Raw genomic sequence first — 14,178 nt, 5'->3', positions numbered from 1 at the left:
GGCGGAGACTGGCAACCCAGGGCGGTGCTGCACCACCCTCCCCTTGTTGCCCTGCGTTCGGGCCACGCTCGAAACCTCGAGAGGACGGCGATGGCGTCCTCTCTTCTAGTGGGTTCGCCTGCTACATCAGTTCTGCTGTTTCAGCTTGCCTCTGCTTGACAGGAATGATCTTGAACCAGATGGAGTACATCGCCGGCAGGAACACCAGCGTCATGATGGTGCCGACAAATGTCCCGCCGATCAGTGTGTAGGCCAGGGTCCCCCAGAAGACCGAGTGCGTCAGCGGGATGAACGCCAGGATGGCTGCCAACGCTGTCAGCAATACCGGGCGGGCACGCTGTACCGTGGCTTCGATCACTGCGTGGAGCGGGTCCAGTCCTTCTTGTGCGTTGTGATGGATTTGCCCGATCAGAATCAGCGTATTACGCATCAGGATGCCTGAAAGTGCGATCAGGCCGACCAGGGCGTTGATTCCGAATGGTTGCTGGAAGATCAGCAACGTCGGCACCACGCCAATCAATCCCAGCGGCGCGGTGAGAAACACCATGATCATCGCCGAGACCGAGCGTACCTGCAGGATGATGATCAGCAGCGTGACGGCAATCATGATCGGGAGCAGCGGCAAGATCGCCTGGCCGGCCTTGCCCGACTCCTCGATGGCCCCCGCCTGCTCAATACGATACCCGGCAGGCAAGGTGTCGATGACCGGCTGCAGCTCCTTCATGATCACGCTCGAGACGTCCGGTGGCTGCAAGCCTTCGGCAATATCGCCGCGCACGGTAATGGTCGGGGTGCGGTCACGACGCCGAAGGATCGGATCCTCCATGCGCACATCCACCTCTCCAACCTGGGACAGAGGGATACGCTGACCCGCCGCTCCCACCAATGTGAAGCCTTCAATCCGGGCGGGGTCGAGCCGGATGTCACCCGCGGCGCGCCCCACCACCAGCACTGAACGAATATCTTCACGAACCGCTGTGATCGGCACCCCGGCCAGCAGGAACTGCAACTGCTGGGCGACTGCACTGGATGTCAGGCCAACCGCCTGCAAGCGATCCTGATCCAGGCTGAAATGCAGCGTCGGCGTCAGTGGTCCCCAGTCGCGGTTGACCGTCCTCATCATCGGGCTCGCTTGCATGACCTCTTGTACCCGGCCGGCAATCTCGCGCAGCGTCATCGGGTCAGGCCCCATTACCCTGTAGGCGACGGGGAATGGCGAATACGGACCAAACACCAACTGCGTAACCCTGACCCGCGCTTGCGGGGCAAGCCCTTCAGCAATGGCTTCGCGCAGACGGAACTTGAGGGCCTCGCGCGCCTCCTGGTTGTCCGTCAATACCACGATCTTGGCGAACGAGGGATCGGGGAGCTCCGGCGCCATCGCCAGGTAGAAGCGCGGCGCGCCTTGCCCGATATAGGCCGTGACAATTTTTGCTTCATCCTGCTTGTGCAGCCACGCCTCGACCTTTGCGGCAGTGGCACTGGTCTGCTCGATGGAGGTTCCATAGGGCATTTGCACTTCGACCAGCACCTCGGGACGGTCCGAGGTGGGGAAGAACTGCTTCTTGACCAGGCTCATGCCGAGAATCGCCACGACAAACGCCGCGATAACCGTGCCGGCCACCAGCCATTTGCGGGCGATGACCCGCGTCAGAATCCGGCGAAAGCGATTGTAATTGGGGGTGTCGTAGATGGCCGCATGGCCACCTTCGACCGGCTTGATGTCCGGCAACATTTTCACCCCCAGATAGGGGGTAAAGGCCACCGCGACCACCCAGGAGGCGATCAGGGCAATGCCCACGATCCAGAACATGTTGCTGGTGTACTCGCCGGCGGTGGACTGGGCAAAGCCGTTGGGCAAAAAGCCGATGGCGGTCACCAGCGTACCGGAGAGCATTGGCGCGGCCGTATGACTCCAGGCGTACGCGGAGGCTTTGATACGATCGTAGCCCTCCTCCATTTTCACCACCATCATCTCGATGGCAATGATGGCGTCGTCCACCAGCAGGCCAAGCGCCAGAATCAGCGACCCGAGGGTAATACGGTCAAAGTTCTTGCCCGTGGCCGCCATCACCACAAACACCACGGCCAGCGTCAACGGCACAGCGGCGGCCACCACAATACCTACATGCCAGCCCATGCTGAGAAAGCAGACAAGCATCACAACCAACAGGGCGACGAAGAACTTGACCATGAACTCGTCGACGGCCGAACTGATGTTCACAGACTGATCGGTGACCTTGGTCAGCGTCATGCCCAGCGGCATGCCTTCATTGATTTTGCTCGTCTCGGAGTCCAGCGCCTTGCCCAGGTCCAGGCCGTTCCAGCCGTCTCGCATCACGATTCCCAACAACAGAGCCTCTTCCCCGTTATTGCGCACAAGGAAGGTTGCTGGATCTTCATAGCCCCGTTCGACAGTTGCCACGTCAGAGAGCTTGAGCGTGCGCCCCTGGGCCACAATCGCAGTGTCACGAATCTTCTGCACCTTATCGAAGGCACCGTCGAGACGAAGGAAGACTTGCGGCCCGTCGGTTTCAATCGAGCCGGCAGGCGTGAGCGCGTTCTGATTGTTCAGCGCGGCAAAAATATCCTGGGCAGAGACGCCCAGCGTGGCTAGCCGATCATGGGAGAAGGAGACAAAGATGCGTTCGGCCTGCTCGCCGATGATGTTGACCTTCTTCACGCCTGGCACGTGCAGCAGGCGCTGGCGTAACGACTCCGCATCACGCACCAACAGCCGCTGCGGCTCGCCTTTGGCTTTCAAGGCGAAAAGCGCAAATGTCACATCTGAGAACTCGTCGTTGACCATCGGGCCAATGACCCCCGCCGGTAGCTTGATGGCCTCGTCGTCGAGCTTTTTACGCGCCTGATAGAACTCTTCCTGCACTTGCGAGGGCGGCGTGCTGTCAAGCAACGACACCATCGTGAACGCGAGACCTGGACGCGTGTAGGTTTCCGTGCGGTCGTACCATTTCAGTTCCTGCAGGCGTTTTTCCAGTGGCTCTGCAACCTGGTCCTGCATCTCCTGCGCCGTGGCGCCCGGCCATGCGGTAATGACCGTCAACTGCTTCACCGTAAACGGCGGATCTTCCGCCCGCCCCAGCTTGAAGAACGCCAGGGTGCCAGCAACGGCGATCAGGAAGATCAGGAATACCGTGATCGAGCGTTCGCGAACGGCGATCGCCGAGAGATTGAAGCGCCCCTGGCTCATGGATGGCTCCCGGCAACGTTGACGTCACCCTGTTGAGCCAGTCTCACCTCCTCACCCTCGCGTAGCAGATGCGCGCCCAAGGCCACAATCCGTTCGCCAGCCTTGAGATCGCCGGCAACTTGCGCTGCGTCGTCGCTCAAGCCCAGGACCCGGACAGGTCGCCAGGCCACCTTCGCCGGTGTGCCAGCAATGACCCACACGCCAGTGCCTTGGCCCGGGTCATGAATCGCGGCGATCGGCACTTGCAGCACCTGTCCATTGGCGCTGCCCTCGGCGATCCGCAGGGTGACGGTCGAACCTAACGGCGCATTGGCCAGCGCGCCCTCAAGCACATACCGCGCCTCGAAGGTGCGAGTCATCCGGTCGGCCGAGTCAGAAAGCAACCTCAGCTTCGCTGTAACAGCCTCTGTGGTGTTGCCATACAGCGTCGCCTGCGCGGTGGATCCCGCTGCCGGACGTAGCGTCTCGGGCAGGTGCACGATGGCTTCGCGCTGCCCTGCCCGCGCCAGTCGAACCACGGGCTGCCCCGGGCTGACGACTTGCCCGGGCTCGGCCAGCGTCTCCACCACCACGCCATCGGAATCGGCAAACAGCACCGCATAACCAGAAGCATTGCGGGCTACGTCAGCCTGCGCTTCGGCGGCGCTGAGCTGCGCCTTTGCGGTATCGGCTGCGGCTTTGACCTGGTCATAGGCCGATGCAGAAATAGCCCCCGCGGCGACCAGGTCGCGATAGCGCGCCTCGTCATCGGCTGTCTGCTTGGCTCGGGCCCGAGCGGCGATGACCGCCTCTTGCTGCGCTCGCGCCTGCAATCCCAGGTCGATTGGGTCGAGACGCATGAGCGGCTGACCCCGCTTGACGGTCTGGCCCGTGTCGACCAAGCGCTCAAGTATCTTGCCCGATACCCGAAAACCCAGGTCGCCCTGGACGCGGGCCGCCACGACGCCAGTGAAAGAGCGTGAAACACCGGACGCCCCCTGCACCGCAGAGGACCTCACCAGGGGGGCCTGCGTGCGTGGATCTTCAACGGTGGATGAGTCGCCACACGCCGTCAGGACTAGAGGCAACAGGCAAGCGGCAATGGGGACAGATCGGAGCCGGCGCATAGGTTCCCTTACATGAACAATAGGACATGCAGCACATTCTCAGTATAGTGACCATATCTGTCAACGGTCACAATCTGTGACGTATCAGGATTCCCCAGACTCATGGGAAATGCGCTGTATTCATTGAGCAAACTTTATAAGCTGATCAAATTGTGCTGATTGACGGGTCGTGACCATAACGTAATATGGTCACAAATATCCTCGATTTAAGGAGCCTCAATGCCTCCCCTCCGCCCCATTGCTCTTTGGATGAGCGCCAGCTTGATGGCCGGCTGCGCGGTCGGTCCGGACTATCAACGTCCGCACGCCCCGCTGCTGGATCGTTACCTGGGTCAATCTGCCGTCGAGCAGAGGCCTGTGGCGAGGCCGGCCAGTCTTGTGGCCTGGTGGGAAGGTTTTGGTGATCCCGTGCTGACCGACTTCATCTCCAAGGCGCTTGAACAGAACCTGGATCTGGCGCAGGCATCGGCGCGAGTCACACAGGCTCGGGCAGGATTGGGTGCCGCAAATGCCGCCTTGCTGCCCTCGGGGAACATTAGTAGCCAGGCCGCGCGTTCCTACCAATCGATCGAGACCCCGCTCGGCCAGGTGTTGAACTCAACGCCTGGCTATGATCGGTATGGAAACTCCTACGAGGTTAACCTCGGTGCGGGCTGGGAGGTCGATGTCTTTGGCGGCCTGCGACGCGGACGCGAAGCCGCACTCGCCGAGTACCAGGCTTCCGAGGCGGGCGCTGCCGCCACACGACTGGCCATCGCCGCGCAGACCGCCGATATCTACATCACCCTCCGCGGATTGCAGGCCCGGCTGGACATTGCGAACCGCCAAGTCAAAACGCAGCAGGGGCTGCTAGAGAAAGTCCGCTTGCTTTACGGCAAGGGGCTCGCTGCCAACTATCAGGTTCAGCAGACCGAGGGCGCGCTATCGCAGGTCCAGGCGACAGTGCCAGTCCTGCAGACCGGCCTGGATGCTGCCATGAATGCACTGGATGTCATGCTCGGTACACCGCCCGGCACTCATCGCGCGCAACTGGCCAATGCAGGGAGCATTCCTCTTGCGCCGCAGATAAAGGCCATGGGAACGCCGGCCGATCTGCTGCGCCGCAGGCCCGATCTCATCGTCGCCGAGCGCCAGCTTGCGGCCTCCAACGCACGCATCGGGGTGGCGATTGCCGAGTACTACCCGAAATTCTCCCTCAGCGCATTGCTGGGTAGCGCCACGGTGGTATCCGGCGGCAATCTTTTCACCGGCGGCGCCAATCAGTCGGCGGGCGTGTTGGGGCTGCGCTGGAGACTGTTCGACTTTGGCCGCATAAACGCTCAAATCGATCAAGCCAAGGGCCAGGAAGCGCAAGCCCTGGCCGCTTACCGCCAGTCCGTACTGCGCGCCACCGAAGATGTCGAGAATGCCTTTTCCGCCCTGGTGAATCGGGAAGTCCAGGCAACCACCCTGACCGAAGGCGAAGCCTCCCTGACGCAGGCTCGCCAATCGTCGTTCATCGCCTACCAGAAAGGCACGGCCAGCCTGATCGATGTCCTGCACGCCGACGAAACGATGCTGCAGGCTTCCGATGCCCGGGCGCAGGCGCGAACGGAATCGGCACGGGCGGCGGTTGCGGCATTCAAGGCACTCGGTGGTGGCTGGCAACCTCCTGACACCCGGTCCGTGGCGACTCGATGACTTGACCAGGCGACGCGGCGCTTTATGGCACACGCGACTACCCGTTCGAGAGGGGGGCTATGAAAGCGAGCGAGAATTCCCGGGTGCTCATCACCGGAGCCGCAAGCGGATTTGGCGAGGAGTTTGCCCCACGCCACGCCGATTTCATCAGGAGCTCATGTCACGCGTCATGGGCGTGTGAGTGGCGACGAAGCGGCTTCCCCGAGGGAAATATGCTTTGAAAGGCCGGGAGGTAACCTGCACTCCCGGCCGGAAAACTATCGTAGAACGACGCCCTATCTTAGAAACGATAGCTGACGGAAGTGCCGAGCCCGCTCGCGCTGTTCTTGTACTTGGCGCTGTATGCGCCCCGGGTCGCGGAGGTACCCTTGACCTGCACGCTCTCCTCCCACAGATAGGAATAAGCGACATCGATCGTGACATTGTCCGCCGGAGTCCAGCCAGCCCCGAAGCTGATAACCGTCCGGTCGCCCGTTGGAATACGGGGTCCACGATGGGTGTTGTTGGCGGGCGACTGGTCGACTGACAAGCCGGCACGAAGTACCCAGCGATCGTTCAGCTTGTACGCCGTACCGATAGCGTGGGCCCACGTATCGTGCCAGTCCTGTTCTTCGGTAACCGTGCCCAGCGAGCCGCTCAATAAAGGAGGCAAGCCCGTGTTCTCGATGGTTAATTCCTTGAAGCGACTCCAGCGGGTCCAGGTGCTCCCCAGATAGAGCGTCCAGTCATTACTGAGCTGATGAGTTACCGAGAAGTCCACCGACTCCGGCGTATCCACATCCAGCGAAGCGTCATAGCTGCGGCCGCTCACCCCCAACACGCTAAAGATGCCGTCGGTGACCTTGGTCTTGGCATCCAGGTGGTAACTGACCTTGGAATGGTAGGTCAATCCGAGGCGAGTTCGATCGGTAGCCTGTACCAGAATGCCGGCGTTGAACCCCAGGGCCGTATCGTCGCCATTGCTTTTGAGTTTTCCATCGTTGCGCCCAGGACTGAGTGGATTGGGCACCATCCCGGACAACTCGCCGCTGATACGGTTGATGGTGGGACCGAACCCGATCGAAACGGTGTCGTTAAAGGCATAGCTGATGGTGGGCTGGAAGGTGAATGTCGTGACCTCGCTTTTGTTAGCGTAGTAACGCCCCGCAAAGCCGCTGCCATAATCGGTCATCAGGCCGAAAGGCACATAAAACCCGACACCGAATGCCCAGTGCTCATCAATGGGTTTGACGTAGTAGCCCATAGGTACCGTAGTCGTGGGCACCATGTCGCCGTCTTCCTGGCCTGCGAATGTACTGCGGGTCTGGCTGATGTCGGACTTCGCGAAAAGCGCCGCCGCCCCTACGCTGACCTGTTCTCTTTTCAAGCGTGACATGCCCGCCGGATTACCGAACACCGTACTCGCATCTTCAGCGGAGGAGGAACGACCGGCAAATCCAGAGCCCATCCCGCTGATGCTCTGTTCATTGAGAGCGAAGCCGCTCGCAGACACATAAGAAGACGCGAGCGCAACAGCGAGCCCAAGTGGGCTCATGAGCAATATTTTTTTCATTATTAGAACTCTAGGGTTATCACCGGGATAAAACAGCAGAAGCAACGGACGCATACTTATCCATGTGACTATTTCAGTCAATAGTCACATAACAGATAAATAAATGCCCTTCGACGGTTGGAGGAAGGGCAAAGTGAAAAGCCGCTTGGGCAATACCTCGCCCAGAGCAGCAGGCGTTCGAGCGTTAGCCGAAGATCAAGGCATGAGGCTGCGCAAGATGAGATTGGAGGTGAGCGTGGGCGCCTCTTCGACAAAATCGAGGTTGTACTGCAGCAGTAGAGGATTGACGAATGGCCGCAGAGCAAGATGTATCGCGTCTACTGTCTCGTCCAGGGGAGTCTTGCGTTCAAACTCACCGACCTCTCGCCCTTCACGCACAATCTGCAAAATGAATTGCTTGATCTGTGCTTCATAAACTTGCGAACTGGACCAGCGCTCCGACACAGAAAACGCTGCGATGTCATAGAGTTTCCGATCGTTGAAGAACAGGTTCACACCTGTGGCGATCACCGTTTTGACCAGGCGCCGAAAGCGCTCCGTTGCCGAAAGGGTCTCTCCATTGATGGCCTGTTCAACAGCCGCAACGATTTCTGCCAGGCAATTTGTGCAGATGGCTTCACCGATCGCCTGCTTGGAATCAAAAAACTTGTAGATATAGGCTTTGGAAAAACCAATGGCTTTAGCCAGGTCGGAGACCGTGGTTTTGCCATAGCCGTACTGACTGAAGTGCTCGTTGGCCGCCGCGACAATCTGGTTTCGAATGTCGTGATCGGCTGGGCCACGGGCGCTGGGCGGAGATATCGATGGCTGATTCATGGGAACAGCTTACTCACCCTGTAGCGGACTGACAACTTGTGACCGATAAGATATCTAGTCACAAAACCATCGTTCCGAACGCCTTTCCAGGGCAACTGGAAAAACTCCGGCCGAACCTGCTCTCAATACCGTCCTCATAAAGCGAAGCCGGTATTCACCGGCCTCGTCGTCAGTCATGTTTGACCAGATTGAGCGCCGGTAAAGGCCCTCCTGGAAATTGCGCGAGTTGCCCTTGTTGCAGGTCACCCAAATCGATGCCATGGAACCCCAGTTGCTGGATCAGCTCGCTGACCTGCTGCTTGGCGTGCGCATGCTCTCCAGAGACAAACAACACGCGCTTGCCCCCTTCGGCGTTCGGGTTGGCCAGCAGATTCGGCGATAGATGGTTGAAGGCCTTGACCACGCGGGCACCGGGCAGCATTTGCGCCACGACCTGGGTGGAAGGTTGGCCTCCCAGGTCAAAGGGCTTGAACAGCGGCGCTTCAATCGGGTTGTTGGTATCCACCACAATCCTTCCTTCCCAGGGTCCCAGCCCGGCCAGTGCCGATGGAATCTTCGACCAGTTCACCGCCAGGAACACCAGGTCTGCGCTAGCCGCTTGCTCGGCGGTAACGGCTTGAGCCTTGGGCCCCAGTTCGGCGATCAGCGACGTGAGGCTGTCAGGGCCACGGCTGTTGGCGATGCTCACGTCCAGGCCGGCCTTCGTCAGTAACCTGGCGATCGCGCTGCCTAGGGCGCCTGCTCCAATGATGCTGATACTCATGCTCATGTCTGTCTCCTCAGGCGGTGAAGCCGCCGTCAATTATCAATTCGGCACCGGTGACGAAACCGGCTTCGGGGCTGGCCAGATAGGCCACTGCGCTGGCGATGTCCCGGCCTTCCCCGTAGCGTCCCACGGCGATATTGGGACGCACGAAGTCCGCCACCGGCCCCTCGGCGGGGTTCATGTCGCTGTCGGTCGGCCCGGGGTGGACGGTATTCACGGTGATGCCGCGGGGCCCCAGGTCTCGCACCAGGCCGCGGCTGAAGCCCGCCACGGCGCCCTTGGTCAGGGTATAGGCGGAGGCGGTGGCGAAAGCCGCGTATTGCACCATGGAGCTGCCGATATGAATGATTCGCCCCCCCTGCCCCATGTGCTTGAGCGCCTCCTGGGTGGCCACGAAAACACCGGTGACATTTACCGCGAGGATGCGCTGGAAGTCCTCGAAAGCGATGTCTTCCGGAGCACCGAGCACACTGATGCCGGCGTTGTTGACCAGGATATCGACCTTGCCGAATAACGTGGCGACCTGCTGGACCGCGGCGCGTACAGCCTCGGGATCTCCAGCGTCGGCCGCCAGCGAAATAGCTCGACCGCCGGCAGCGGTGATCGCCTCGACCAGGGCCGCGGCACGATCAGGCGAGGCGTTGTAGGTAATGGCGACAGCGGCGCCGTCCGCGGCCAGGCGTTGGGCAATGGCCGCTCCGATACTGCGCGAGCCGCCGGTGACGATGGCGATCTTGCCAGAGAGAGGAAGGGTGACAGCGTTCATGATGTGAGCCTCGAGTGGTGGTTGGTGAGGCTATGAAACGCTTTTCTTTTTCCATCAAGTAGTAGGGAGTGACTAGAATCACTTTCAACGTTTGCTTGAAGGTATCGATCATGGAAACCCTGGCCAATCTGCAATCTTTCGTTCGCAGCGCGGAGGCAGGCAGTTTCTCTGCCGCCGCGCGGCGCCTGGGTATCACGCCGGCCGCGGTGAGCAGGAATGTCGCCCAACTGGAAGCCAACCTGGGGGTACGCCTGTTTCAACGCAGCACTCGCCGACTGGCCTTGACCGAGGCTGGGGAGCGTTTTCTGGCTAACGTCGAGGGTGGGCTGGAGACTGTCCAGGCGGCGATTGCCGACGTAACCAGCAATGCCGGAGAACCGGCTGGAGTGCTGCGTATTTCCGCGGCGCCCGCTTTTGGCCGCGACTACCTGCTGCCGTTGATGCCGCAGTTCATGAAGCGATATCCGGCGGTGGTTCCCGAGTGGCACTTCGACAATCGCCAGGTGGAGCTGATCGCCGATGGATTTGACGTCGCCATCGGCGGCGGCATCGAGCTTTCGCCCGGGGTGATCGCCCGGGATCTGTCACCGGCGCATTTGGTGCTCGTGGCATCGCCGGACTGTCTGTCCAGGCACCCTCCTGTACGTCGTCCCGAGCAGTTGAATAACCTTGAACATCTGGCCATGCGCTCGCTACAAAGCGGCAAGGTCCGCGGCTGGACACTGCAAGGCCCCAAGGAACAGCGTGCGGCACTGGAGTTGCGCCCACGGTTGCTGGTCAACGACCCACAAGCACTTTGCCAGAGCGCGCTCATGGGACTGGGCGTCGCGCTACTGGCGATTCCCGATGTGCTTGAGCATCTGCAAAGTGGCGCCCTTGAACGGGTACTGCCGGGCTGGTATGTCGACGCGGGGCCCATCTCGCTGTACTTCGCGGGGCAGAAACTGCTGCCGGCCAAGACGCGGGTCTTCGTAGACCTGCTGGTGAGTCATGCCCGCGAGCAGCAATGGGCGAAACGCTTTGATGCGCGAGGCTAAAGTTGCCCCACAGGTTGGCTAAAAGCAGCCATGCCCTCCTCCCCTTCACCAGCAGCGCGGATTTGTGGGGGTCATGAAGAGGTTTCCCGGGGCGAGGAATGGCTGGCCGGCCGCGCGGCCGGTGTCCGGGACAGCAAGACAATGCCTACGGCGATCATCACGCCACCCAGCATTTCGTGGGTGGAAAGCATGTCGCCGCTGATGGCGAAGGTGATCAGCGCGGCAAAGAAAGGGCACAGAAACAGGAAGCCGCTGGTGCGCACGGCGCCGCCCGTATGCAGGGCCGCGAACCACAATCCCATGGCCCCCGTCGAAGCGGGAATGGCCAGCCACAGGAACGCAACCATCGTTTGGGCCGGCAGGCTGAACGACTCGCCACGCCAGGCGGCCAGCAACGCGAGCGCGACCGCCCCAATGAGCATTTGCCAGAACGCCAGCGTCCAGGTATCGACGGCCAAGCGAAAGCGCTTGCTGGCCAGCGTGGCGAGAGCCCAGCAGGTCGAGCCCGCCATGACCAGCGCTTCCGCGGGGCCGACTGCGCCGGTCATCACCGACTGCACACCGATGCAGACCACCACCCCGGCGAAGGCCAGCAGCAGGCCCAGCCAGGCCAGGGGGCGTACCCGCTCCTTGAGCAGGATGCCGGCTAGCAGCGCCACCACCAGCGGATTGCTGGCCATCAGGATTGCCGCCTTGGATGCGCTGGTCTGCGTCAGACCCATGGTCAGGAACGCCATGACACCGGTCGTCTGCAACAGGCCGATGATGGTCAGTCGCAGCCAGGGCATGGCCTTGACCGGAACCGCAGTGCCGGCAGCGACCCGGGCACGGTGGCGCAGCCACAACCAGGGCAGCAGCGAGAGAGCCGCCACGAAAAACCGCAGTGCAGCCAGCCACAGCGGCGGCAATTCACTCAGGACAATCTTGCTGGCGACGAAGGACGAGCCTTGCAGAAAGGTGGAGCTGAGGATCAGCAGGAGAAAGCGCCGTTGTGCGACATGCGAGTCCATGGAGGCCCTATCAATCGTGGCGGCGGACAGTAGGTCGCCGAATCACTTGATAGTGTGTTGCCCCGCCTCTCGTCACGCTTCGCGCAGAAAGACAACCTCTACGTCAAACAGGACAAGCGCACGCCCGGTCAACTACGCAAAGTAGCGGCTGGGCGATGCTCCAAGCAGCCGCTTGAACATGGCCGAGAACGCGCCCGGCGTGTCATAGCCCATTTCCAGCGCCACAGTCGTCACGGGTTCGCCCGCGGCCAAGCGCGGCAGCGCCGCCATCACCCGGGCCTGCTGTCGCCACACTTGAAACGGCACCCCGAGTTCGGCTGTGAACAGCCGCGACAGCGTGCGCGCTGTCGCGCCATGCTGGCCAGCCCAGTCGTTCAGCGTGCGATTATCCTGTGGGTTGGCCAGGATCGCTTCGCAGGTGGCCACCAAGCGCTTGTCGCGGCCCGTGGGCAAATGCAGCCCTTGTTCCGGCGACCAGGCAATCTCTTCGAGGATCAGGCTCAGGATGCGGCCATCCCGGCTGTCCTCTGGATAATCAAGGGCAATCGTCGCCGCACGCAGGATGAGTTCGCGCAGCAGGTTCGAAACCCGTACCGCGCCGGGGTGCAGGGGGGCATCAGTGGGATAGCGATCCTGGCGAACATAGGCTGTGCGCAATGCCACCGGGCTGCCTCGGGTCTGCATGGCATGGGAGATTCCCGCGGGCATCCACAAGGCGCGTTGCGGCGGCACCAGCCACAGGCCCGTGCCCGTCCGGATCTCCATGACGCCGGAAACCGCGTAGATGAGCTGCCCGCAGGAATGGGCATGCGGCGCCACGGCATATGCGGCCGGATAGTCCTTCGCCATGACCACGATGGGGCGGTCTACATTTTCATAGTCGCGCCTATCTACACTTCTAGCCAAAACAGAAACTCGCAGGTTGCAATCGTTCAAGGCTACAGGCTAACCCCTTAAAGCGTCTTCATTCGGCTTTCTTCTCAGCCAAACATTCGCGTTCGGTGAACCGATATTTCGATGACGGCGCTGTGCCCTTCGATAAACCTCAATATTGATAGCAGGTTCAAGGGCTCTGGCCGCTCGTAGCCAATAGCCAACGCCTTACATCTCACACAGCCAAATGCGGACATACTTTTCACTGCCGCCTGATAGCTTAAGGCCATCCAGCGGCATGCCCTATAAGCACAGCTGCTGCAGACAAGACACGGAGGTCTGGCAGTCATCATTCATCGAAGGCTGTTTCCATCAGGCACAAGGATCTGAAGCCGGCGACCACCTCATCCTCCATGACCAGCGGTTCGCGCCCGCCACTTGATGGCCTGCAGTGCGCGACTTGTGCAGTACGTGCCGGTGTTCTCCCCGATACCCTGTTTCACGATGAGCAGGCGTTTGGGAAACCCACTCGGCACAATGGATTCCGGAAACCATTCAATAGACGGGGCGGACTCCGAAAAGCCAGACGAGTAGGAACTTATATATGGAGATATATCGTATGTCGGCTCAAGAGAACTTTGTTGGCGGATGGACTCCTTACCACGAACTGACTCCAAAGGATCGGGAAGTATTCAAAGAGGCCCTGGCCGGGTTCGTGGGTGTGCACTACACCCCTGAAAAAGTTTCGACCCAAGTCGTCAACGGCACGAACTATCGCTATCTGTCGAAAGCAACGGTGCCTGGCTCGTCGGACAGCTGGCAGGCCGTAGTGGAAATCTACGCGCCTATTAAAGGCAAGCCGCACATCACCCAGATCCACCGGATCTAAGCAAGGATCAAATCCGTCGGGTCGCGCGCAGGTTGCGCGGCCCGATGGTTCATCGCGACGCTCTCCTTCCAAGCCCTCCCCCAAGCCGTAGCCAACCCATAAACCCCGCCTTGCTGTCAGGTCTCGTTGCCGTTGCTCGACGCCTACCAGCCCTCGTTATTGCGCATTCCTCTGGAATACTTGCCTGATCCTCTGAGCTTGCCGGGTATCGGATAGGAAACCCTTGGCTCCTGGGCTAGAGTCCGATCACTAGGAGCCAGCCGCCATGACCCAAGCCCGCGCCGGCCAGGCATCGCCCCTGGCACACACTCTCGACACCTCCTCGCATTTTCTCTCGCTGGACCTTCCGGCCCACTCCGACGTGCTCGCGGCCAGCCCGGCGCACGGGGCAGCGGATTGGCGTATCCGCCCCTTTACCCGCGTTTCTTGAGCAAGGACGCGCCTCGTGGCGCCTCCTGAAGAAAAAACAAAG

General features: G+C 60.8%; 12 protein-coding genes. 4 read left to right on the top strand and 8 right to left on the bottom strand.

Going from position 1 to position 14,178, the window contains the following annotated elements; translation table 11 throughout:
• Positions 1–121 precede the first annotated feature (121 nt).
• Together C4K27_RS15700 and C4K27_RS15695 are read right to left on the bottom strand one after the other, a co-directional pair.
• Positions 122–3,211, bottom strand: coding sequence for an efflux RND transporter permease subunit (locus C4K27_RS15700; RefSeq protein ID WP_053261160.1), 3,090 nt, complete (start codon positions 3,209–3,211; stop codon positions 122–124).
• Complete coding sequence (locus tag C4K27_RS15695) at positions 3,208–4,317, bottom strand: efflux RND transporter periplasmic adaptor subunit (RefSeq protein WP_053261159.1); 1,110 nt, start codon at positions 4,315–4,317, stop codon at positions 3,208–3,210. Before C4K27_RS15695 ends, C4K27_RS15700 begins: the two co-directional genes overlap by 4 nt.
• A 219-nt stretch (positions 4,318–4,536) precedes the next feature.
• On the opposite strand from C4K27_RS15695, the gene C4K27_RS15690 reads away from it, so the two are divergent.
• Positions 4,537–5,997: an efflux transporter outer membrane subunit gene (locus C4K27_RS15690; RefSeq protein WP_053261158.1), complete on the top strand. Its 1,461-nt coding sequence runs from the start codon at positions 4,537–4,539 to the stop codon at positions 5,995–5,997.
• A gap of 280 nt (positions 5,998–6,277) precedes the next feature.
• Here the strand turns inward: C4K27_RS15690 and C4K27_RS15680 are convergent, their stop codons facing one another.
• The 4 genes from C4K27_RS15680 to C4K27_RS15665 all read right to left on the bottom strand — a co-directional run bounded on the left by C4K27_RS15680 (position 6,278) and on the right by C4K27_RS15665 (position 9,897).
• Positions 6,278–7,549 (bottom strand): OmpP1/FadL family transporter, encoded by a 1,272-nt coding sequence (locus C4K27_RS15680; protein WP_053261157.1) that lies wholly within the window; start codon positions 7,547–7,549, stop codon positions 6,278–6,280.
• Between the two features lie 195 nt (positions 7,550–7,744).
• Positions 7,745–8,365 carry a TetR/AcrR family transcriptional regulator gene (locus C4K27_RS15675; protein WP_009043871.1) on the bottom strand — a complete coding sequence of 207 codons (621 nt, stop codon included), beginning with the start codon at positions 8,363–8,365 and terminating at the stop codon, positions 7,745–7,747.
• A 169-nt stretch (positions 8,366–8,534) separates the two neighbouring features.
• Complete coding sequence (locus tag C4K27_RS15670; RefSeq protein WP_053261589.1) at positions 8,535–9,128, bottom strand: NADPH-dependent F420 reductase; 594 nt, start codon at positions 9,126–9,128, stop codon at positions 8,535–8,537.
• A gap of 16 nt (positions 9,129–9,144) precedes the next feature.
• A complete protein-coding gene (locus C4K27_RS15665; RefSeq protein WP_053261156.1) occupies positions 9,145–9,897 on the bottom strand; it encodes a 3-oxoacyl-ACP reductase family protein in 753 nt (250 codons plus the stop codon).
• Between the two features lie 110 nt (positions 9,898–10,007).
• Between C4K27_RS15665 and C4K27_RS15660 the strand changes: the two genes are divergently transcribed.
• Positions 10,008–10,934, top strand: a complete 927-nt coding sequence (locus C4K27_RS15660) for a LysR family transcriptional regulator (protein WP_053261155.1) — start codon at positions 10,008–10,010, stop codon at positions 10,932–10,934.
• A 71-nt stretch (positions 10,935–11,005) separates the two neighbouring features.
• Here C4K27_RS15660 and C4K27_RS15655 read toward each other — a convergent pair whose 3' ends face one another.
• Positions 11,006–11,944 (bottom strand): DMT family transporter, encoded by a 939-nt coding sequence (locus tag C4K27_RS15655; RefSeq protein ID WP_053261154.1) that lies wholly within the window; start codon positions 11,942–11,944, stop codon positions 11,006–11,008.
• A gap of 132 nt (positions 11,945–12,076) precedes the next feature.
• Positions 12,077–12,793 (bottom strand): AraC family transcriptional regulator, encoded by a 717-nt coding sequence (locus C4K27_RS15650; protein WP_081002284.1) that lies wholly within the window; start codon positions 12,791–12,793, stop codon positions 12,077–12,079.
• 643 nt (positions 12,794–13,436) lie between these two features.
• On the opposite strand from C4K27_RS15650, the gene C4K27_RS15645 reads away from it, so the two are divergent.
• Complete coding sequence (locus tag C4K27_RS15645; protein WP_007925627.1) at positions 13,437–13,706, top strand: hypothetical protein; 270 nt, start codon at positions 13,437–13,439, stop codon at positions 13,704–13,706.
• A 265-nt stretch (positions 13,707–13,971) separates the two neighbouring features.
• Entirely contained in the window at positions 13,972–14,136 is a 165-nt protein-coding gene (locus C4K27_RS31235) for a hypothetical protein (RefSeq protein WP_007925629.1), read from the top strand.
• The last annotated feature ends 42 nt before the right edge of the window (positions 14,137–14,178 follow it).

Origin of the sequence: Pseudomonas chlororaphis subsp. chlororaphis (genome assembly GCF_003945765.1) — a bacterium.
Classification (GTDB): Bacteria; Pseudomonadota; Gammaproteobacteria; order Pseudomonadales; family Pseudomonadaceae; genus Aquipseudomonas; species Aquipseudomonas chlororaphis.
Note: the sequence above shows the minus strand (reverse complement) of the source record. Positions and strands in the feature narration are given on the sequence as shown.

Coding starts and splice junctions, on each gene's coding strand:
- C4K27_RS15695 (WP_053261159.1), bottom strand. CDS start 4,317: ATGCGCCGGCTCCGATCTGTCCCCATTGCCGCTTGCCTGTTGCCTCTA.
- C4K27_RS15665 (WP_053261156.1), bottom strand. CDS start 9,897: ATGAACGCTGTCACCCTTCCTCTCTCTGGCAAGATCGCCATCGTCACC.
- C4K27_RS31235 (WP_007925629.1), top strand. CDS start 13,972: ATGACCCAAGCCCGCGCCGGCCAGGCATCGCCCCTGGCACACACTCTC.
- C4K27_RS15690 (WP_053261158.1), top strand. CDS start 4,537: ATGCCTCCCCTCCGCCCCATTGCTCTTTGGATGAGCGCCAGCTTGATG.
- C4K27_RS15655 (WP_053261154.1), bottom strand. CDS start 11,944: ATGGACTCGCATGTCGCACAACGGCGCTTTCTCCTGCTGATCCTCAGC.
- C4K27_RS15645 (WP_007925627.1), top strand. CDS start 13,437: ATGTCGGCTCAAGAGAACTTTGTTGGCGGATGGACTCCTTACCACGAA.
- C4K27_RS15670 (WP_053261589.1), bottom strand. CDS start 9,128: ATGAGTATCAGCATCATTGGAGCAGGCGCCCTAGGCAGCGCGATCGCC.
- C4K27_RS15675 (WP_009043871.1), bottom strand. CDS start 8,365: ATGAATCAGCCATCGATATCTCCGCCCAGCGCCCGTGGCCCAGCCGAT.
- C4K27_RS15700 (WP_053261160.1), bottom strand. CDS start 3,211: ATGAGCCAGGGGCGCTTCAATCTCTCGGCGATCGCCGTTCGCGAACGC.
- C4K27_RS15680 (WP_053261157.1), bottom strand. CDS start 7,549: ATGAAAAAAATATTGCTCATGAGCCCACTTGGGCTCGCTGTTGCGCTC.
- C4K27_RS15650 (WP_081002284.1), bottom strand. CDS start 12,793: ATGGCGAAGGACTATCCGGCCGCATATGCCGTGGCGCCGCATGCCCAT.
- C4K27_RS15660 (WP_053261155.1), top strand. CDS start 10,008: ATGGAAACCCTGGCCAATCTGCAATCTTTCGTTCGCAGCGCGGAGGCA.